The 20,184-nt window shown below is 43.1% G+C and carries 21 protein-coding genes, 1 pseudogene, 1 riboswitch and 1 other annotated feature; of the genes and pseudogenes, 4 read left to right on the top strand and 18 right to left on the bottom strand.

Features of this window, described 5'->3' with window-relative positions; all coding sequences use genetic code 11:
- Positions 1–236: 236 nt before the first annotated feature.
- From BO225_RS03700 to pta, 11 genes are all read right to left on the bottom strand, one after another.
- On the bottom strand, positions 237–986 hold the full coding sequence (locus BO225_RS03700) for a GntR family transcriptional regulator (RefSeq protein ID WP_076340927.1): 750 nt from the start codon (positions 984–986) through the stop codon (positions 237–239).
- Positions 987–1,013: 27 nt separating this feature from the next.
- On the bottom strand, positions 1,014–1,634 hold the full coding sequence (locus BO225_RS03695; RefSeq protein WP_076340926.1) for a metallophosphoesterase: 621 nt from the start codon (positions 1,632–1,634) through the stop codon (positions 1,014–1,016).
- A 49-nt stretch (positions 1,635–1,683) separates the two neighbouring features.
- The gene (locus tag BO225_RS03690; RefSeq protein ID WP_158023782.1) at positions 1,684–2,031 is read right to left on the bottom strand and encodes a DUF1307 domain-containing protein; all 348 of its coding nucleotides are present in this window, start codon (positions 2,029–2,031) and stop codon (positions 1,684–1,686) included.
- Positions 2,032–2,214: 183 nt separating this feature from the next.
- Positions 2,215–3,309, bottom strand: a complete 1,095-nt coding sequence (locus BO225_RS03685) for an aminotransferase class I/II-fold pyridoxal phosphate-dependent enzyme (RefSeq protein ID WP_076340924.1) — start codon at positions 3,307–3,309, stop codon at positions 2,215–2,217.
- Positions 3,306–4,037 carry an amino acid ABC transporter ATP-binding protein gene (locus BO225_RS03680; RefSeq protein ID WP_076340923.1) on the bottom strand — a complete coding sequence of 244 codons (732 nt, stop codon included), beginning with the start codon at positions 4,035–4,037 and terminating at the stop codon, positions 3,306–3,308. The genes BO225_RS03685 and BO225_RS03680 overlap by 4 nt, the downstream gene beginning before the upstream one ends.
- Positions 4,030–4,701 (bottom strand): amino acid ABC transporter permease, encoded by a 672-nt coding sequence (locus BO225_RS03675; RefSeq protein WP_076340922.1) that lies wholly within the window; start codon positions 4,699–4,701, stop codon positions 4,030–4,032. Before BO225_RS03675 ends, BO225_RS03680 begins: the two co-directional genes overlap by 8 nt.
- On the bottom strand, positions 4,694–5,476 hold the full coding sequence (locus tag BO225_RS03670; RefSeq protein WP_076340921.1) for a transporter substrate-binding domain-containing protein: 783 nt from the start codon (positions 5,474–5,476) through the stop codon (positions 4,694–4,696). Before BO225_RS03670 ends, BO225_RS03675 begins: the two co-directional genes overlap by 8 nt.
- 50 nt (positions 5,477–5,526) lie before the next feature.
- Positions 5,527–5,740 (bottom strand) — a binding site (T-box leader).
- A 42-nt stretch (positions 5,741–5,782) separates the two neighbouring features.
- Positions 5,783–7,138 carry a PFL family protein gene (locus tag BO225_RS03665; RefSeq protein ID WP_076340920.1) on the bottom strand — a complete coding sequence of 452 codons (1,356 nt, stop codon included), beginning with the start codon at positions 7,136–7,138 and terminating at the stop codon, positions 5,783–5,785.
- A gap of 3 nt (positions 7,139–7,141) precedes the next feature.
- Positions 7,142–7,408: an ACT domain-containing protein gene (locus tag BO225_RS03660; protein WP_076340919.1), complete on the bottom strand. Its 267-nt coding sequence runs from the start codon at positions 7,406–7,408 to the stop codon at positions 7,142–7,144.
- 9 nt (positions 7,409–7,417) lie between these two features.
- Complete coding sequence (locus tag BO225_RS03655; protein WP_233120283.1) at positions 7,418–7,903, bottom strand: hypothetical protein; 486 nt, start codon at positions 7,901–7,903, stop codon at positions 7,418–7,420.
- A gap of 52 nt (positions 7,904–7,955) precedes the next feature.
- Positions 7,956–8,930 carry a phosphate acetyltransferase gene (pta, locus tag BO225_RS03650; RefSeq protein ID WP_198936092.1) on the bottom strand — a complete coding sequence of 325 codons (975 nt, stop codon included), beginning with the start codon at positions 8,928–8,930 and terminating at the stop codon, positions 7,956–7,958.
- Between the two features lie 163 nt (positions 8,931–9,093).
- Positions 9,094–9,195, top strand: a riboswitch (THF riboswitch).
- 59 nt (positions 9,196–9,254) lie between these two features.
- On the opposite strand from pta, the gene BO225_RS03645 reads away from it, so the two are divergent.
- Complete coding sequence (locus BO225_RS03645; RefSeq protein WP_076340918.1) at positions 9,255–9,800, top strand: folate family ECF transporter S component; 546 nt, start codon at positions 9,255–9,257, stop codon at positions 9,798–9,800.
- A 17-nt stretch (positions 9,801–9,817) separates the two neighbouring features.
- Here the strand turns inward: BO225_RS03645 and BO225_RS03640 are convergent, their stop codons facing one another.
- The 3 genes and pseudogenes from BO225_RS03640 to BO225_RS13080 all read right to left on the bottom strand — a co-directional run.
- The gene (locus BO225_RS03640) at positions 9,818–10,645 is read right to left on the bottom strand and encodes an MBL fold metallo-hydrolase (protein WP_076340917.1); all 828 of its coding nucleotides are present in this window, start codon (positions 10,643–10,645) and stop codon (positions 9,818–9,820) included.
- Positions 10,646–10,715: 70 nt separating this feature from the next.
- A complete protein-coding gene (locus tag BO225_RS12690) occupies positions 10,716–11,009 on the bottom strand; it encodes a hypothetical protein (protein WP_233120282.1) in 294 nt (97 codons plus the stop codon).
- A 120-nt stretch (positions 11,010–11,129) separates the two neighbouring features.
- A pseudogene (locus BO225_RS13080) lies at positions 11,130–11,210 on the bottom strand (TetR/AcrR family transcriptional regulator); the annotation flags it as partial.
- Between the two features lie 142 nt (positions 11,211–11,352).
- Here BO225_RS13080 and BO225_RS03625 point away from each other — a divergent pair.
- Together BO225_RS03625 and BO225_RS03620 are read left to right on the top strand one after the other, a co-directional pair.
- Entirely contained in the window at positions 11,353–14,271 is a 2,919-nt protein-coding gene (locus tag BO225_RS03625; RefSeq protein ID WP_076340915.1) for a DEAD/DEAH box helicase, read from the top strand.
- Positions 14,252–14,668 carry a (deoxy)nucleoside triphosphate pyrophosphohydrolase gene (locus BO225_RS03620; RefSeq protein ID WP_076340914.1) on the top strand — a complete coding sequence of 139 codons (417 nt, stop codon included), beginning with the start codon at positions 14,252–14,254 and terminating at the stop codon, positions 14,666–14,668. The genes BO225_RS03625 and BO225_RS03620 overlap by 20 nt, the downstream gene beginning before the upstream one ends.
- A 35-nt stretch (positions 14,669–14,703) precedes the next feature.
- Here the strand turns inward: BO225_RS03620 and BO225_RS03615 are convergent, their stop codons facing one another.
- Positions 14,704–15,594, bottom strand: a complete 891-nt coding sequence (locus BO225_RS03615) for a YihY/virulence factor BrkB family protein (RefSeq protein WP_076340913.1) — start codon at positions 15,592–15,594, stop codon at positions 14,704–14,706.
- 62 nt (positions 15,595–15,656) lie between these two features.
- On the bottom strand, positions 15,657–16,805 hold the full coding sequence (locus BO225_RS03610; RefSeq protein ID WP_076340912.1) for a bifunctional folylpolyglutamate synthase/dihydrofolate synthase: 1,149 nt from the start codon (positions 16,803–16,805) through the stop codon (positions 15,657–15,659).
- Positions 16,806–16,856: 51 nt separating this feature from the next.
- On the opposite strand from BO225_RS03610, the gene BO225_RS03605 reads away from it, so the two are divergent.
- Entirely contained in the window at positions 16,857–17,543 is a 687-nt protein-coding gene (locus BO225_RS03605) for a uracil-DNA glycosylase (protein WP_076340911.1), read from the top strand.
- Here the strand turns inward: BO225_RS03605 and uvrB are convergent, their stop codons facing one another.
- A complete protein-coding gene (gene uvrB, locus BO225_RS03600) occupies positions 17,544–19,508 on the bottom strand; it encodes an excinuclease ABC subunit UvrB (RefSeq protein WP_076340910.1) in 1,965 nt (654 codons plus the stop codon).
- A gap of 10 nt (positions 19,509–19,518) precedes the next feature.
- A complete protein-coding gene (locus tag BO225_RS03595; RefSeq protein ID WP_076340909.1) occupies positions 19,519–20,181 on the bottom strand; it encodes a hypothetical protein in 663 nt (220 codons plus the stop codon).
- Positions 20,182–20,184 lie beyond the last annotated feature (3 nt).

The raw sequence follows: 20,184 nt of genomic DNA, 5'->3' as shown, positions 1-20,184 counted from the left end.
CCGCTAAATATATGCTTCCGATCAACAATTTCGTTCTGAAGAAGAAGCAAATTAAAACGATCTTGGAGAAAAATCTCTAAGATCGTTTTTTGAGTACTATAATTTCCTTTTAACTTGTAAAGTCAGGACTTATATTAGCATAGCTTTCCTAGGCGTGCAAGCAAAAAAAGAAAAAAATTTCGATTTTTTTATAAACAAAAATCGAACCCGTTTAGGATCCGATTCTTTCAACAAATTTAATGATTATACGCGATCTTACCTGTGGAATGCATATAAGTATAAAGATCGCTTCGATAATAGCTGATCGTGTATTCGATAATATTATTATCTTTATCGTACGTTACACGCTTGCGCGCCAATACTGGCAGCGATTTGGGGATGTTGAGAGATTCGCGAACTTCATCGCTCGGAATCTCTGCGCTGAATTCTTCTTCGACCCGCTTTGGCTTTCCGGTTTTCACGATATCAAACTTTTCAAACATTGGGTCTTGTTCTTTATCTTCGCTGAATGGAAGATCCGTATCGAGCGGAAAATACGAAACCATATAGACAAGCTTGATATCGTCTGCCGTACGAACTCTGCGGAAACAATACATTTCTTCTTTTGGATCGAGGCCAAAGATCTTTGCCGCCTTTTCTGCAATGATCTCTCGATTCACCGTGTAGCTGCTCGTTCCTGGAACACGGCCATGCAGCTCCATCTCGTGGGTGAAGCTTCTCACTTCCGAAAGTGTTTCTTTGATCGCCGGCTTCCAGATTACAAACGTTCCTCGCCCGCGCCCGCGATTGACCATCCCTTCTTTTTCGAGGTCAAGGATCGCTTGACGCGCTGTGATCCGCGAAACACCAAACATCTTTTGGATCTCCATCTCACTTTCGATCTTATCACCATGTTTCAAATCGCCATTTAAGATCTTTTCCCGGTAAATCTCCTTGATTTGAACATAAAGAGCCTTTCCGCCCTTCTTCGATTGCAATTTCTCCATATACCCTCACCTTATCCGAAGTGCTTTCTACACTTCCTTTTGCCTTCTTGTTTTTTCGATTTCGATCCATTCATCCAGTGTCATAGGTACATAATCAGAATCCACACAAAAACAATTGATGATTTGACAAGGAACGCTCTCAAGTCCTCCTCCGATCGAAATATGGTTTTGTTTGCTCAAATAGTCTTTAAAAGCATTCAAATATACTTGATCTTGGGTATTATGAATATGACCGTGCAGCATATACGTTTTGGGATTTCCGTTTTCATCTCTTCGATATTGCCCATTATAGAAAACGATCGGATAATGTGACAAAACGACTTTACGCCGATTATCATTCAATTCCGCATAATCCTTGACCCATCCAAATAAAGAAGGATCAAACGCTTTATCGTCTAAAAAATGATCATGGTTTCCACGAATCAAAAATTTTCTTCCATGCAGACGCCTTAAGATATCCATCGTCTCTTCCGCATTTCCCCATGAAAAATCGCCAAGGATCACGACCTCATCCCGCTTGCCGACTTTTTGATTCCATTGATCGATCATGTACTCGTTCATCTCTTCCACCGATTCAAATCCGCGGACATCCATCTTATCCAATAAAGACCGGTGACAAAAATGTGTATCAGAAATATAATATCGCAACGTGAACCCCCTTACATCTCAAAAAAAGCGGTGATTCAAGCCGCTTCAATTATTGAACTGTACATGCAAACCCATCATCTTCCAACTGCTTTTGCGTTTTACCTAAACTCACGTATTTTGTTTCCACTTCACCCTCATGAAGCAGTCCCGCATCGATCAAAGCTTGAATATTTGCTTGGTTGTAGTCGATACTCACTGTAACTTTTACTCGATTATCTTCCAGTGAGCTCACCACATCCACACCTTGTAAAGCACCATAGGATTGAGCGAGCTTCTCGTTGATCGCCTTCAGTAAATCATCATGGTTCAATCCTTCGTTGATTCCTAGATCCTCATACGTCATATAGAACACTTGTGTTTGTTGTTGAAGCATATCCCCCACCGCAACAAATGACATCGAATCCGAATCCTTTATACATTCCAAAGTATGCTGAGTCAATTCCTCTTCTTGTTTTTTCTCTACCTTTTCTGCAGACGGCGCTTTGTTGATTCGTGTACAGCCACACAAGCACAAAGCACACAAAATTAAGAAACCCTTTTTCATCTCAACACCCCTTGTAAACACATAATATCATATAATTTATGTCTTTTTCAACGTTTCATCAAGCCAATGCGATAATTGGTATAAGCCCTTTTTAAAGGAATCGCTCTCTCTTCCTAAACCTAGCCGCACATGATATTCGCAGCCAAAACAGCTGCCTGGCACAAAAAAGATTCCCGCTTCCTTGAGAGCTTGCAGACAAAACGTTTTTGATAGCCAATCAAAATCATACTTCAAAAAGGCAACCGGAGATTCTTCGTACAGTCGAATCGAAAAACGAGGATCAAAAGCCAGCCACTCCGCTAAGATCTTCCTATTTTCCGCAAGAAGCGCCCAACTCCGCTTCAAGATCCAATCTTTCTTTCCAAATGCCCTTTTAGCCAAGCCGTCGACCAAAGGCCCAGTCGAAATAAACGTATAATCTCGCCGAATATTGATCTTATCGATCACACTTTCTCGAGCGCGGATCCACCCAAAACGCAAGCCAGGAAGAGCATAGACCTTCGACAACGAACCTGTCGAAATCCCGTACTCATAAAGATCAGAAACAGAAGGTGTCTGCATCAATCCACGATAGACTTCATCGCACAAAATATAAATAGAATGCGACTTGCATAATTCGATCAGTCGCTCCCATTCTTTTAAAGTAAGCGTCGTTCCTGTTGGATTGGCAGGACTTGCCAAAACGATCATCTTCGTCTTTTCGCAAATCGTGTTCTCGATCGCATCAAAAGGAAGCTTCCAGCCATTTTCTTCTTCATAATCCAGCACATCCACTGTGCAACCAAGCGAACGCGGATACTCATAAAATTGCTGATAGCCGGGCCGAAAAGCGATCACATGATCCCCCGGCTCGAGAAGGGTGCTCATGACATGTTCATTTCCTTCCAAAGCCCCATGACAGAAGGTCAAAGCGCGATCGTTCGTTGTATATAGCCGCTCGATCTCCTTTTTCAAACCTCGATCTCCTGTGATCTCTCCATAATCCAGCAAAGGATCAAATTCCTCTAAACTCTTTGAATCAAAGAGATCATGGAAAGAGAGCGCCGAAAAAGAAGTATCCGTCATATTGTAGACAGCCTCTTTCTCATACGCCGTCATCCATTGTTCACAATAAAAATCCTTCAGCTTCATTCATAGAATACCTTGCTTAAAAAGTCTTTAGCACGATCGCTTTTCGGGTTCGTAAAGAATGATTCGGAATCGGATTCTTCGACCACCTTTCCAGCCTCTAAGAATACGACTTTGCTTCCAACTTTGCGGGCAAACCCCATCTCGTGAGTCACTACGATCATCGTCATCCCTTGAGAAGCGAGATCTTTCATGACTTCAAGCACCTCTTTGATCATTTCAGGATCAAGCGCTGAAGTCGGTTCATCGAACAACATGATTTCCGGATTCATGCACAAGGCTCTCGCGATCGCCACACGCTGCTTTTGACCTCCTGATAACGCATTAGGATATGAATCCTTTTTATCAAGAAGACCTACCTTTTTTAAATATTCTAAAGCCACTTGTTCGGCTTCTTCTTTTGTTCGTTTTAAAACCGACTGCTGCGCTAAAGTACAATTGTCCAACACCGTCTTATTTGGAAATAAATTAAAATGCTGGAATACGAATCCCATACGTTCTCTTTGTTCGCCGTATTTTTTCTTGTCGTTTGGATCCATCAATTCACCATCCAAATATCGACTTCCTGAATCCGGGATCTCTAGTCCATGGATGCAACGTAAAAACGTTGATTTTCCCGAACCAGAAGGTCCGATCAAACAAACAACTTCTCCTTTTTCTACATTGAGGGATACGTCATTGAGGGCATGCAGCTTCCCAAAGCTTTTTGAAATATGTTCTGCTCTAATCACTGACCGCTAACCTCTTTTCTATTTTCTTGCCGATCCAAGATACACAAAGTGTCATCACTAAATAAAATACTGTCGCTATCAACAGCGGATATAAGTAGTTGTAATAGCGGGCACCTAACGCTTGTGTTCGATACATCAACTCTCCGGTTCCGATTACAGATGCTAAAGACGAATCTTTGATCAGCGTGATGAATTCTGAAACCAATGGCGGCACGATGCGTTTGAACGCTTGTGGCAAGATGACTTCTTTCATCATCGTCCAATAGGAAATCCCTAACGTTTCACATGCTTCCCATTGTCCTTTATCCACGCCTTGGATCCCTGAACGGATCAATTCCGTTTGATAGGCGCCCGAATTCAAAGAAAGGGCGACAAGCGCGACGACATAGACATTCATTCGAACTCTAGCTCCAGTGACCATCGAAATAAGGACAGGTACTCCTAAATAAAAGAAGAGGATTTGCAACAGCATTGGCGTTCCGCGAAAAAGTTCTACATATATATTCGACAACCAATTCAAGATCTTGACTTTCGATAATTTACCGGCCGCCACGATCACGCCGATCAGTGCCCCGATCACTAAAGCACCAAAGGCCAGCGCAATACTTACGCCGGCACCTTTGAGCAAAAATTCAATATTTTCGGGGGAGAAAACCTTATTCACTGACTTCTCCAGAAGCGCCAAACCACTTCTTTACGAGTGTTTGATAATCATCGCTCGCTTTGAATGCTTCGATTGCTTTATTGATGTCATCCAATAAGTCTTTGTGCTTCTCTGTCGTATAGATGATATTCTCTTCATCCAGAAGTTTTTCATCCAATACTTTATAATCGCCATTGACCGCATAATTGTCCGCAACCGCTTGGTCGATCACGACCGCATCCAAACCTTTTGCTTTTAAAGATTCCATCAATACTTTTACATCTTGCATCGCTTGGACTTCAGCTCCCTCAATATCGTTGGCAACATCCTCGCCTGTCGCGCCTTGCTGAGCGCCGACAAGTTTTCCGTTCAGATCTTTCGATGATTGAATATCGGAATCCGCATTGACGACCATGACTTGTGCAGAATCATAATAAGAATCGGAGAACAAGCCTTCCCGTTCCTCATCGTATGTGAAACCAGAAATTCCTAGATCGATCTGGTCAGATTGAAGGGCCGTAATGATCGTATCGAACGAAAGCTCCTTAAACTCATACGAGTAATTGTGACCATTCTCGTTCATATAATCGAACAACCATTTGGTCATGTCGATATCGAATCCTTCGAGTTTTCCATCTTCATCCAAACCTTCATAAGGCATATAGTCTGGAGAAATACCGATCAAGATCTCTTGCGGTTTTTCTTCCGATCCTTCTGAGCTTTTCGAAGATGAGCATCCCACTAAAGTTGCAGCGGCAAGCATGGCCGCAGCACCAATTTTTAAAAGTTTATTCATATTCCTTCTCCTTTTCTGCGATACAGGCACAAAAAAACGTCCCCTCGAAACGAAAGGACGTAAACATTACGCGGTACCACCAAACTTCCATCCACTCGATATGGATGACATCTCATTCTTAACGCGAATTCACGATCATAGCCTCCGTATCCATCGACTATGCAACTCCAAGACACGTTCCAAACGTAAAGTTCAATGACTTGCACCAACCGTCACTTCTCTAACAACCGCTCCGCCTGTACTACTTCTTTTCTTTGTTTTATGGAAACATTATAAACAGATGTGTTTGGAATGTAAACCTTAAATTTAGTTTTTCAAAGACTGCAGAGGTGCTGGGATCCGGCCGCCACGATCGATCATGATTTCATTGCTTGCCATATTGACCTTCATGATCGGACCATGGCCCAGTAATCCGCCAAAGTTGAGCTCTTCGCCCACTTTTTTCCCGACAGCCGGAATCAAACGGACCGCCGTTGTTTTCGAGTTGACCATACCGATCGCCGCTTCATCGGCAATGATACCAGAAATGATCGAGGCCGGAGTATCGCCTGGAATGATGATCATATCAAGACCGACCGAGCAGACAGCCGTCATCGCTTCCAGCTTTTCAAGATTGAGAACACCAGAACGAGCCGCATCGATCATACCTGCATCCTCTGAAACGGGAATGAACGCACCTGAAAGACCACCTACATGACTTGTAGCCATGACGCCGCCTTTTTTTACCGCGTCATTGAGCATCGCCAAACAAGCGGTCGTTCCATAGGCTCCACATGTCGAGAGTCCCATCTCTTCTAAAATGTGGGCTACTGAATCCCCAATAGCTGGAGTAGGCGCTAAAGAAAGATCCACGATCCCAAAAGGGATCCCTAGTTTTTCGCTGGCTAAGACGCCAACCATTTGACCCATTCGAGTGATCTTGAACGCGGTCCGCTTGATCAGATCCGCCAACTCATCCATTGGCGCTGTTTTTGACGCTTTCGCAAGCGCTGCACGCACAACTCCTGGACCAGAGACACCGACATTGATCACACAATCCGCTTCTCCAACTCCATGAAAAGCACCCGCCATAAATGGATTATCTTCTGGGGCATTGCAGAAAACGACCAGCTTTGCGGCCCCAAGACAATTATCATCTTTTGTAAGCTCAGCACAATCACGGATGATCTGGCCCATTTCTTTGACCGCATTCATGTTGATGCCTGCTTTGGTCGAACCGATATTGACGCTCGAGCATACATGACTCGTTTGTTTGAGGGCTTGCGGGATCGAACGAATCAAGCGCCGATCCCCTTCTGTATATCCTTTTTGCACCAATGCCGAATAACCGCCAATAAAATCGACACCTAACTTTTGTGCGCAACGTTCTAATGTCAGAGCATATTCGATCGGATCTCCTTGCGTAGCGGAACACAAAAGCGAGATCGGCGTCACAGATACGCGTTTGTTGACGATCGGGATACCATACGTTCTTGAGATCTCTTCGGCAACAGGCACGAGATCTTTGGCGATCCGGCAAATTTTTTCTTCGACTTTTCGACAAGAAGCATGGATGTCCGGATCGATGCAATCCAACAAAGAAATACCGATCGTGATCGTGCGAATATCTAAATAGTCTTCGTCGATCATCTTGATCGTCTCTAAGATTTGTTGTGTCTGCATAGCTTACACCGTATGCATCGCGTCAAAGATATTTTGGTTCATGACGCGCACGATCAAAGAATTTTCTTGTCCAAGCTTTTCCATAAAAGAGGCAAACGATCCAAAGTCTTTGACTTTTGAACAATCGGTGATCATCGTCATCGTAAAGATGCCATCGACGATCGTTTGCGAAACATCTAACACATTTACATCATATTTTGCGCACGCATTGGCGATCATAGCTAAAATGCCCACTCGATCGCTTCCGACTACTGTAATTACCGCTTTCATAAAATCCTCCTATATCGTGATCGCACACTGTTCATATTTCAGCAATTCATAGGGTTCGTAGGCCGCCTGCATACCTGATACATTGACGTCATACTCTCCTGGCATAAACGAGATCTCGCTTTGCCGTTTCAAAAAGTCTTTGATCTTTGTGCTCTCTTCTTTTGAGAAAGCGCCCGACTTTTTGAGGCAGATCTCGTTGTTTTGATCCACCAGCACCATTTCGACTGGCAAGATCTCTTGACTGAGCAAACGATCTTTTTCATCGCACTCTTGGATGTTGAAGTAAAAATCGCTCGAGTCGATGTCGCCACCCTCTAAAACGAAAATCGCTAGATCGTTCGTAAAACAAAAAGCGATCCTGACTTTCTTAAGCATCTTGATTTCTTCCTCGGACCACGCGTGATCTTTTAAGACAAACATGAATTTGCCATCGACAAAATCCATGATCGCGCCATCCTCGATCTCATAGGGAAATTTTTCTTTCTGTTCCATCATGCAAACAATATACCACAAAAAAAGAAGAAGAGGCATCCTTCTTCTTAATTCCTTAGATTCCTAATGATTTTTGGGCAGCCGTTACGATTGCCATCTTGTAGATCTCTTCCCAAGTGCATCCTCGCGACAAGTCATTGATCGGCGCGTTCAAACCTTGAAGAACAGGTCCGATCGCTTCCCATCCGCCTAGGCGGGCAGCAATCTTATATCCAATATTTCCGCTGGAAAGATTTGGGAAAATAAATGTGTTGGCATGTCCGGCAACGGTCGAATGTGGCGCTTTTAATTCTGCGACTTCGGGAGATACGGCACAGTCAAACTGCATTTCTCCATCGACAGCAAAATCGATCGGCATACGTTTCAAACGAACAGCGGCTTCGGCCATCTTCGCTACACAATCCCCTTTTGCAGAACCCATCGTCGAATACGAAAGGAGAGCGACTTTTGGTTCCAAACCAAATTGACGAGCAGTAAATGCCGTCTGCATCGTGATCTCAACAAGATCATCCGCATTTGGATTAATGTTGATGGAGCAATCGCCCATCACGTATTCTTCATCCCCTTTGACTAGCAAGAACGAAGAAGATACTAGCGCGTTTCCTGGAGCTGCTTTGACTAATTGAAGCGCTGGACGCACCGTATCGGCTGTCGAATATGTCGCACCACCGAGCAAGCCATCCGCATAGCCCATTTGAACGAGCATCGTTCCAAAGTAGTTCGTGCTCTCCAATGCTTTGCGGCAACGAGCCATATCTAATTTACCACGACGGAGTTCGACCATTTTCAAAGCCATCGCATCCATATCTGGGAAATCGGAAGGAGAAAGCATTTGGATCCCTGTCAAGTCGAATCCATTTTCTTTCGCGCAACTTTCGATTTCTTCTTTTTCTCCTAAAAGGATCGGTTCTACGACGTCATTTTTTTTCAATTCAATGACAGCTTTTTGAACACGAGGATCCCAACCTTCTGTAAAGACGATCTTAGTCCCTCTACCGCGGACTTTATCTTCTAATTTATCAATTATCATACAATTTATTCCTCTTTTCATTTGTAGTATAGAATAGATATTTCAATTTTTCTATATGTAAGATTGTGAACTTTTTAGCATATTTCTAAAAAAGAAAACGTTTTCCAGATTGTGGAATTTTTGTGGTTTACAAATCAAAAAATCGGCCTATACTAAGGGTCGTAGCAGAGTAAGAAAACAAGCGTTAAGTGTTTAGAACACGGGGAGTTGGTTCTAAAACGAAAAGGAAACGAAACTTGCGATTGGTTTTCTGCATCCCGCTGTTGCCAAGAAATAAGAAATACGACCTCTTTTTTCTTTGCACGAGGGAAAGGAGGTTTTTTTATGCATCAATACTTTGTTATGTTGAAAGACAATGCTCGCGCCATCACCAACACGAAAGTGATCGTGGGAGTCGCCATGTTCTGTGCTCTTGAAGTCATTCTCGACATGTTCAACATTTACCTAGCGCCCACGTTGCGAATCACTTTTGGCTTTTTAGCCACAGCCGCAAGCTGTTATTTTTATGGACCTTATCCGAATATGATTGCTGGGTTGATCATGGATTTTATCGGTTATGCGATGCATCCTGATGGTCCGTATTTTCCTGGTTATGCGCTCAATGCCATCTTGCTTGCTTTTATTTTTTCCTCGTTCTTTTATGAACAGCCTGTCAAGGTGTGGAGAGTGCTCGTCGCAAGGTTGCTCGTCGTTTTGATCAACTACTTATTTTTGAACTCATTATGGATGTCGATCATGTATGGCGATAGCTTCTTTGTTTTAGTGGGGGCTCGCTTATTAAAAAATGTGATCATGTTCCCGATCGACTGCACGATGCTCTATCTTTTATTGCGGATGTGCGCACGCATCAAACCGCAACTCAAGCTGTAAAAAAGGCTGCTGATCGCTCAGCAGTCTTTCTTTTTTATCAAAACAAATTTTTCACCAGGCGCAAGAATATGAAGCCGTTCTGGGGTTTGGATCCGCTCTTTCAAAATTTCTGGATCTCCATTGAATGGCGTCATTTCTGGCGCATCGACCGTCCCCCAATGAATACAGATCAAATCTGCCTTTGGATAGTTGTTGGCAAGCTGGATCGCGCCTTCTAAAGTAATATGCCAGTCATTATCCGCAAAATCGAACAAGATCGCATCGGGATCAGGCATATGCAATTGAGAATGAAGCAGTTTCGAATCGCCCGGCATCCAAATCGAGCCATCTTGCGTGTCGATCCAATAGCCACAATAATCCTCTTCCTTCCAATATCGGAAATTGTATTTGGAAGAACCGTTCTGCCAATTGTGGCAAGCGGGTGTTAGGCGGATCTTCATCGTTCCTATTGAAAACGTGTCGTAAATATCGTGTCCTGTGCCTGGAAGTCCTTCCTTTTGCATTTGCTCAGCCACATAATGAGGCGCATGATAGGAAAAAGTCTGCTCACGAATATCTTTGAGTGTCGGTCTTGAAAAATGATCATTGTCAATATGGGTGATCAAAACGCCATCGACTTTTCCAACCTCTTCGATCGGCAACGGATTTTCTATGAGCAGCGGAAGGTCAAATCCTTCGAGTACTGGATCGATCAAAAGATTCGTTCCATGCGAATTGATCATGGCTGCTCCTCCTCCTAGCCAATAGATCGCTGTTTCTTGACGGTTGTCAAATGCTTCTTTTTTGATCGCGATCGAAGCCGGTGCGATCACTTGCCCTTGTTGGCTTCTCTCTAGTTTTTTCATCTTCTTCCCTCGTCTTTATGTTGTTTTAATCATATCAAAAACGATGAAAAAAGACGATTTACGTTTTTGATCAATCGTCCACTTGATACGGATCTTGTTTTTGACAAAGAGCATCCATTCCAAGACGTCTCATTTGGCAGACAAGTTTGGCAAGCTCTTCTTCTTTTCCTTGAAATTCTCCTAAGATCCAAGAAAAAGTCATTGCGCTTGAGGCAGAGGCATGATAAATCGTGGATAAGCGCAACGTTTCATTCAGTTCTTTTCCATACAAATATCGATGATAGGCTAGATCGAACGTTTCGCAATGGGTTGAAATATACGATCTTAAACTGTTTTGTCCTTCGATCATCAATGCTTGCTTCATAAAGGATCCGTATTTTTTCATTTGCTTCAACGATCGTAGATAGCTTTGGAAAAAAGAAACTGAAAAAACTGTCTCATCAAAGTCAGGAATGATGAAGTGGACATAGATATATTGGATGAGAGCTTCCTTATCTTCAAAATAATTATAAAAAGTTTGTTTAGAGACTTGGGCTTCTTTTGCGATCTCTTGGATCGTGATCTTTGAAAGTGGCTTTTTTTTTGATCTTTTCTAGAGGCGTGTAGCCGATCTTTTCTTTGGTATCCATGTTTCAATTATATCAATTCTCTTTGTCTTTTTGATCTAAAGCTTTGAATATGCTATCCTGCCAATAAGAGGGAACCACATGTATACTACGATCCATAAAGAAGAATTATTAGCTTCAGTACAAACATCTTTGATCGATCAAGATTATTATTCTCGTCCCGACCTAGAATTACAGCTTCTCCAAAACGATCCTCTTCAAGGCAAAAAGGTCCTTGTCGCCCTTGAAGAAGAATTGAAGAATTGTGATTCCTTTTGTTTTAGCACGGCTTTTATCACCATGAGCGGCCTTACTCCTCTTCTCCAAGTATTCAAGGAACTAGAAGAAAAAGGCATTCCCGGAAAGATCTTAACGACCGATTACTTATGTTTTTCTGATCCATCGGCACTTGAGCGTCTTTCGAACTTAAAAAATATTGAAGTCAAGCTCTACCATGTTCAGCCAAACGCTCCCGGCTTTCACACAAAAGGCTATATTTTCAAAAGAGGTAATCAAGTTCGGGCAATCATTGGAAGCTCTAACTTAACCCAATCCGCGCTGACAGTGAATAAAGAATGGAATACTCGCATCGTTGCTTTAGAAACAGGAAGCTTAAGCACATCTCTTCTCTTTGAATTCAATACGTATTGGAATTCTGAAATGAGTTTTGATTATGTGGAATTCAAAGATTTTTATCAAGAAGAGTTTAAAAACTATCATAAAACATTCAACAGTACTTTACCTCATACGGATACGAAAACAATCGTTCAAAAGCTTGAGCCAAACACGATGCAACACGCGTTCATCAAAAATTTAAAAAAGCTCATCGATCATGGGCAAAAACGGGCTTTATTGATCAGCTCTACAGGGACAGGGAAAACATTTGCTGCTGCTTTTGCGATGCGCGAGCTCCATTTTCAGCGGATCCTCTTTCTTGTTCATCGTGACGTGATCGTAGAACAAGCACTCAACAGCTTTCAAGTCGTTCTCAAAGAAGAAAGAACCTATGGAAAATTGACTTCCAAGCATCGATCCTCAAGGGCAGACTATGTATTTTCGACGATCCAATTCGTCTCTAAAGATGATGTCCTATCAAATCTTGATCCAAGAGAGTTTGATGCGATCATCATCGATGAAGTTCATCGTGCTGGTGCATACAGCTATCAAAAAATAATTCATTATTTTGAACCAAAACTTTTGTTAGGGATGACAGCAACTCCAGAACGAAGAGACAATTATGATCTCTATGCACTTTTCGATCATAACATCGCCTATGAGATCCGTTTGAATCAAGCTTTAAAAGAAAATTTACTTTGTCCTTTCCATTATTTTGGGATCACCGATTTTTTAGTTGATGGAAATCTTTACGAAAAAGAAGATCTCAGAAATTTTAACTATCTAATCCAAGAAGATCGCGTGAACTATATCATCGAAAAGATCCAATACTATGGATATAGTGGTCCTCGTCCAAAAGGATTGATCTTTGTTTCTCGGAAAGAAGAAGCCAAAGAACTTTCGAACCGGTTCAATCAAAAAGGGTTTCATACGACATATTTAACAGGTGAAGATTCTTCACAAATAAGAGAACAAGCGATCGCACGTCTTGCACAAAATGAAAAAGAAAACAGTTTGGATTATATTTTTACTGTTGAAATCTTCAATGAAGGCGTCGATATTCCAAGTATCAATCAAATCATCATGCTACGTCCTACAGAAAGTCCGATCATCTTTATTCAACAACTTGGAAGAGGCTTACGAAAATATAAAGAAAAAGAATATGTCGTGATCTTAGATTTTATTGGTAATTATCAAAGCAACTATATGATCCCGATCGCTCTTTCTAGCGATCGCACCTACAACAAAGATACGATCCGCCACTTCGTTTTAGAAGGCGATCGATTATTGCCCGGAAGCTCAACGATCCATTTTGATCGGATCTCGCGAGAAAAAATCTTCGAATCGATCGATCAAGCAAAGCTTCAAACGACAAAATTGATTCGTGATTCTTATTTGCAGTTAAAACAAATGCTCGGTAGAATACCGACCTTGATGGATTTTGAAGAATTTGGTGAAATCGAACCTTCCAAGATCCTCCAAAAATTTGGTTCCTATCCAGCTTACTTACAAAAATATGAAAAAGAGTATCCATTCTCCTTTTCCAAAGAACAATTAAAGATTTTAGAATACATATCAAAGCGTTTTGCTTCTGGAAAAAGGATCCATGAGCTTCTTCTTTTAAAAGAACTTCTTTCCAAAAAGAAACCTTCTTTTGCTCATTTTGCATCTTGCTTAAAAGAAGACTATGGACTTGATCTCGATCATAGTGGTACGATCAATCTTGTCAATCAATTTACGAACAACTACATCACAGGAACGGGAAAGGATACGTATAAAGATTGTATCTTTTTAAAGGAAGAAGGAAACGATTATACGATCTCTTCTCACTTTGATTCTTTACTCAAAAACAAAGATTTCAAAGAAAGTATCGAAGAAGTGATCGAGTATGGTATCTATCTTTATAAAACAAAATATCTGCATTCAAGTGATAATTCGCCTTTTGTTTTATATGCGAAGTACACGTACGATGATGTCGGCCGTTTATTGAATTGGGAAAAAGGAGAAGTCGCTTTGAATATTGGCGGATATAAGTATGATGAACAAACAAAAACATATCCTATCTATATTAATTATGTGAAGGAAGAGACGATTTCAGAAACGACAAAATACGAAGACCGTTTTATTTCGCCAAGTCTTTTAAAAGCAATCTCAAAACAAGGCAGGACTCCCGATTCAAGCGATGTTTCGATCGCGCTTAAAGCCAAAGAAAAAAACGTGAATATGTATTTATTCGTTCGCAAAAACAAAGACGACAAAGAATCAAAAGAATTCTACTACTTAGGAAGGATTTTTGCGACTGGACATTATAAAACCGTTACTGTTGGCGGCAAAAGCGCCGTTGAAATCGAATACGAACTCGAACATCCAGTCCGCTCAGACATTTATGACTACATCACAAATTAAAAAAAAGATCCACGTCGTCGCTGGGATCCTCATTCAAAACGGAAAGATCTTAGCAACGCAACGCGGATATGGCGAATTTAAAGGAGGATGGGAGTTTCCTGGAGGGAAAGTAGAACCCCATGAAACCAAGGAAGAAGCTCTTGTTCGGGAACTCAAAGAAGAACTTAAAGTCGATACCTCTATCCAAAAATTTTATGAGCACATCGACTATGAATATCCTTCTTTCCTTTTATCGATGGATTGTTTTATTGGAACGATCAAAAACGGAGAGCTCCAATTGGTGGAGCATGAAGCCGCCAAATGGGTCTTGCCCGCTGACCTTCTTTCAATCGACTGGCTTCCAGCAGACTTGCCGATCGCTCAAAAATTAGCTCAAGACACCCTCTTATTCCCCTAAAAAGAAGGAGCCCACAAGGCTCCTTCTTTCTCTTCTTATGCTTTTTGAACATCCATCTCGATCTGACGCTTCTTATCGATCGCCGCATTGAACTCGCCACCCATGATGAAGATCAAGCTTGTCCAATACAACCACAACAGCAGAACGATAAAACCACCAAGCGCTCCATAGATCACAGAATAATGGGCAAAGTTTTCCACATAAAACGAAAATCCGATACACATGACGATCCATACCAAGATCGCAAACGCGATCCCTGGCACGACCTTTTTGAACCGCACCCATTGATCCAGGCTCAACTGATACAAGACACCTAAAGAAGCCCCCATCAATAAAGCGGCCGCCACGAACCGTAAATATTGCCACAAATGCAAGATCAAATCCGAAATATGAAAAAAATCCGCCGGGAAAAAACCCAAAAAGAAACGAATGACATTTTCACCAAGCACCACCAATAAAAACGACAACAACAAGCTCAATGGAATCAGGAACGTACATACAAGCTCGCGCCATAACGAAGACAAAAAAGAAGCGCGCTTGCCAAGCCCATACGCCGCACGAACATCCTCCATCAGATCCTTGATCGCCCGATATGGAAAATAAATCGAAAAAATGATCGCAAACGACAAAAAAACCGGACTGAACGACTCATTCACATAATTGATGTAGCTCGCCAACAATTGAATCGTATCCATAGGCATGAGCGGCTTCAAAAAACTCGTGAGCGTATCCACATTGATATGGAACATTGCCAAAATGTTCCCAAGAACGATCATCAAAGGAAAAAGCGTAAAAACAAGATAATACGCCATCGCCGCCGACTTCGTGCCAATATTGTTGTTCAAATACCGCTGAACCAGCGCAAACAATAAATTTGTGTCTTTTTTTTCTTGCAAAGATGCCTTTAAGCGTTTAAATCCAGCCATGCTCTCTCTCCTCGTTTTTTCTATATTATGAAAAAAACGAGGAAATGTGTAAAGCGAAGCGATTAAGAACCGATCTCATCTCGATGCGCCAAAACTTTCCCAACAAAATACAACGAGCCACAAATCAAAGTACTCGTTTTCGCTCCTTTTAAACGATCGATCATATCCTCAAAATCGATCGTCGGGATCCGATAATGCGCATGCAGCACATCCAAATCCGCGAGCCGCTCCTCCTCAAAACGAACAAGAACCACATTCGAATTCCATTTCAGGATCCGCTTGATCATCTTATCCGACTCTTTTTCCTTGAGAACCGAAAAATAGATCACGCCCTCAAAAGAAGAGAGCGAACGAATGAGCGCCTCGATCCCAGGCATATTGTGAGCCCCATCCAAAAGCACCAAAGGATCCTTTCTAAGCACCGTGCACCGTCCTAGCCAAGAAAATGAGTCGATCACGCTCTGAATAGAATAAGGCTTCAAAAGCTTAAGCTGCCGCAAACAACTTAAAGCCAGCACAAGATTTTCCCTTTGATACGCCGGCAATGCGCTCGTATCCAAATTCGAAAGATCATAGTCAGCCACCAATAAAGAAGTCCGCTTCCGAAAAGCCTCCTCCTCCATAACGGAAAAACACGTCGTATCATAGGCGATCGCTAACGTGCTCTCTTTAAAGATCCCCGCCTTCTCTTTTGCGATCTGAGAAAGCGTCGTCCCTAAATACTCCGTATGATCCATCCCCACATTCGTGATCAATGTCGCAATATAATCTAGAGCGGTCGTCGCATCCAAACGACCACCCATTCCCACCTCGATGATGCCATACTCGACCTTTTGCTCAACAAAATAAACGATCGCCATAAACAAATCGATCTCAAACATCGTCAGCTGCTCTTCCTCAAAAAAATCGGCATACCGATCATAGATCCGCTCCCATTCGCTCGCCTCGATCCAGCTTCCATCCACTTGGATCCTTTCCAAATGCGAGACAAGATGCGGACTCGTAAACATCCCCGTACGAAAACCTTCCTTTCGCAAAAACAAGTTTAGCCACTGACACGTGCTCCCCTTGCCATTCGTGCCCCCCACCTGAATGAGCTTAAGCTCACGATGCGACGGCACTTTTTCATCGAGCCAATTTCTAAACATGAACAAAGGATGGTTTCTTCCTCTTTTTGCTTCTATATACTTGATCTTATCTTGAATTACCATGGCTCCATTCTATATGATTAAAGAAAGAATTCCAACGAAAAGAGGTATATGATGTCGATGATGAATAACGATTGGGATCCTCTCTATCAACAAGAGTTTTCCAAGCCCTATATGCAAGATTTGTTTCGCTTTCTCCAGCAAGAATACGCCACCAAAACGATCTATCCACCCAAAGAACAAGTGTTTTCCGCCCTGCGCCTGACACCCCTTTCCAAAGTGAAAGTCGTGATCCTAGGCCAAGACCCCTATCACGGACCAAACCAGGCACACGGGCTCGCCTTCTCCGTCAATCCGGACCAGCCGATCCCGCCCTCTTTAAAAAACATCTACAAAGAATTGGAAAGTGAATACCACACCCCGATCCTTCGAAGCGGCGATCTAAGAGACTGGGCAAGACAAGGCGTCCTTTTGCTCAATCCGATCATGAGCGTGCAACGAGGCAAACCGCTCTCCCACCAAAACAAAGGCTGGGAACGCTTCACCAACACCCTTTTAGAAGCGCTCAACGCCCAAGATCGACCCATCGTCTTTATTTTATGGGGCAACAAAGCCTGCTCCTTGAAGAAGATGCTCACCAATCCAGAACACCTCGTTCTCGAATCCGCCCACCCCTCTCCTTTATCGGCTTCCCGCGGCTTTTTTGGCTCCAACTGCTTTCAAAAAGCCAACGCCTTCTTAGAAGCCCACCATATCCAACCGATCCAATGGACAAAAAGCAATCTAAAAAAGGAAGGATAACTATCCTTCCAATTCGATGATCATATCGCGAAGTTCGGCTGCCCGCTCGAAATCGAGCTCTTTGGCGGCCTCTTTCATTTCCTTCCGCAAATTTTCCAGCATCTTCTCTTTATCTTTCTTGCTGATCTTCTTCTTCGCTAAATATTTCCGCGTAACTTCCTTCGTCTCTTTCGAACGAACGACATCATGGATCGGCTTGATGATCGTCTTTGGCGTGATATGATGACGCTCATTATACTCCATTTGGATCTTACGTCTACGCGCCGTCTCCTTGATCGCCTCATCCATGCTCTCTGTGATCTTATCCGCATACATGATGACCTTCCCTTGCGCGTTTCGAGCCGCCCGCCCAATGATCTGGATCAATGAACGACGCGAACGCAAGAAGCCTTCCTTATCCGCATCTAAGATCGCGATCAACGAAACCTCTGGAATATCTAAACCTTCCCGAAGCAAGTTGATCCCCACAAGCACATCGTACTTGCCCTCCCTTAGATCATGGATGATCTCGGTCCTTTCGATCGTTGTCACCTCATGATGCAGCCAAGCCACCTTCAGATCCATGTTTTTCAAATACGAAGTAAGATCCTCCGCCATGCGGACCGTCAATGTTGTCACTAGCGTCCGCTCGTTGCGCGCCACCCGCTCCTTGATCTCATCCACAAGATCATCGATCTGTCCTTCGATTGGACGGACTTCGACTTCTGGATCGAGAAGACCCGTTGGACGAATGATCTGCTCGACCACATGATGATTCGTCTTTTCCAATTCATAATCGCCTGGCGTTGCCGAAACGAAGATCGACTGCGGCGTCATCGACTCGAACTCGTTGAATTTCAGCGGACGATTGTCCAAAGCCGAAGGCAGACGGAAGCCATAATCGACCAACGTTTGCTTACGCGCCCGATCTCCATTGAACATTCCCCGCACCTGCGGCAAAGAAACATGACTTTCATCCACGACAAGCAAGAAATCATCCGGAAAATAGTCGAATAACGTATATGGCCTCTCTCCAGGCTTTCTTCCATCAATATGACGCGAATAGTTCTCGATCCCAGGACAGACACCAAATTCACGCAATGCCTCAATATCATACCGACACCGCTGCTCCAAACGTTCTTTCTCCAGCGGTTTTCCCATCTCGTCAAAATAATGGAGACGCTCCTCCAATTCCGTTTCAATATTTTTCGCCGCCCGCTTCATGATATCCATGCTCGTCGCGTATCCATTGGCCGGATAAATGTTGTAGATCTGATAAGCCGCATTCAGCTTTCCTGTAAGCGGATCGACTTCACAGATCCTCTCGATCTCATCGCCAAACATTTCGATCCGGATCAAATACGCTTCCGTATGACCTGGCGTGATTTCGATCGTATCGCCCCGTACCCGAAACGTTCCCCGCACCGGATCGATATCGTTGCGCTTATATTGCTGGTGAACGAGCTTGAGCATGAGCTCGTTACGATCGATCACATCCCCTACGCGGATCGTTTCAATCATATTTTTGTATTGTTCTGGATTGCTGGCGCCATAAATCGAAGCGACAGAGGCGACAATGATCGTATCCCGATGGTGGAGCACCGAATTGACAGCCGCCATCCGAAGCATATCTAATTCGTCATTCGTTTTCGTGTTTTTATCAATATATGTATCTGTCTTTGGCACATACGCTTCTGGCTGATAAAAATCAAAGTTCGAAACAAAATATTCCACATGATTGTTGGGAAAAAATTCTTTGAACTCTGAATACAACTGCGAAGCGAGCGTTTTATTATGAACAAAAACAAGCGTTGGTTTATTGACTTGAGCGATCACATTCGAAATCGTAAACGTTTTTCCCGTTCCCGTCGCACCCAAAAGAACTTGGGCTTTTTTTCCTTCTTTGATGCCTTCCACTAATTCTTTGATCGCTTCGGGCTGGTCTCCGCTCGGCTTATACGCCGAGACAAGTTCAAATTTTTCCATGTTCTTCCTTTCAAATGTCGTTGGCGACTAAAAATTCACGCGCCTTCCGATAAGCCTCGAACGCCTTAGGATACTTGCTGTCTGGATCGATCGCCAACGCGTCGTAGCCATAAATACTCAGCTTCCCGTTTTCATCGAGCACAAGCAGCCAAATATCGCTCGTGTTGTTTCCTGTCTTTACGAACAACACCGTATACGCACTTTTAGAAGAAGCCTCATAGTTCCATAAACCCGGCCGATACGAAAGTGTCGTCGTTCCATCGAGCTTTTCTTCTTCTGCTTCCATTTCCTTGTTGGCAGGCTGATGCTGCGCGATCGACCAAGAACGGATCCTTTCAATGTAGCCATCATCAGACATCACCACGTTGCCAATATCGAGCACCGAACCGCTCGTGATCGCTAAAACGATCCGCGTTTGATCCAGCTCGATCGTCGAGGCGCCCGCATCCACTTTCGGAAACTCTACATTCCCGCTCACCTTGAGCTTATAAATACAAGGCGCTTGCAAATCCGATAAATAGTTCGAATGCTCCTCGATCTTGACGGTCATATAAAAAGTAAAGATACTGAAAATCAGCGAAAAAAGCGCAATATATAAAGATATCGTGTTGGAATGCGCATTGATCGAATTCAATACGGGCTTCCATGTTTTTTTGTTTCTATCATGATCCATAGA

The sequence above is a fragment of the Dubosiella newyorkensis genome, assembly GCF_001945605.1.
Taxonomy (GTDB): Bacteria; Bacillota_I; Bacilli_A; order Erysipelotrichales; family Erysipelotrichaceae; genus Dubosiella; species Dubosiella newyorkensis.
Note: the sequence above shows the minus strand (reverse complement) of the source record. Positions and strands in the feature narration are given on the sequence as shown.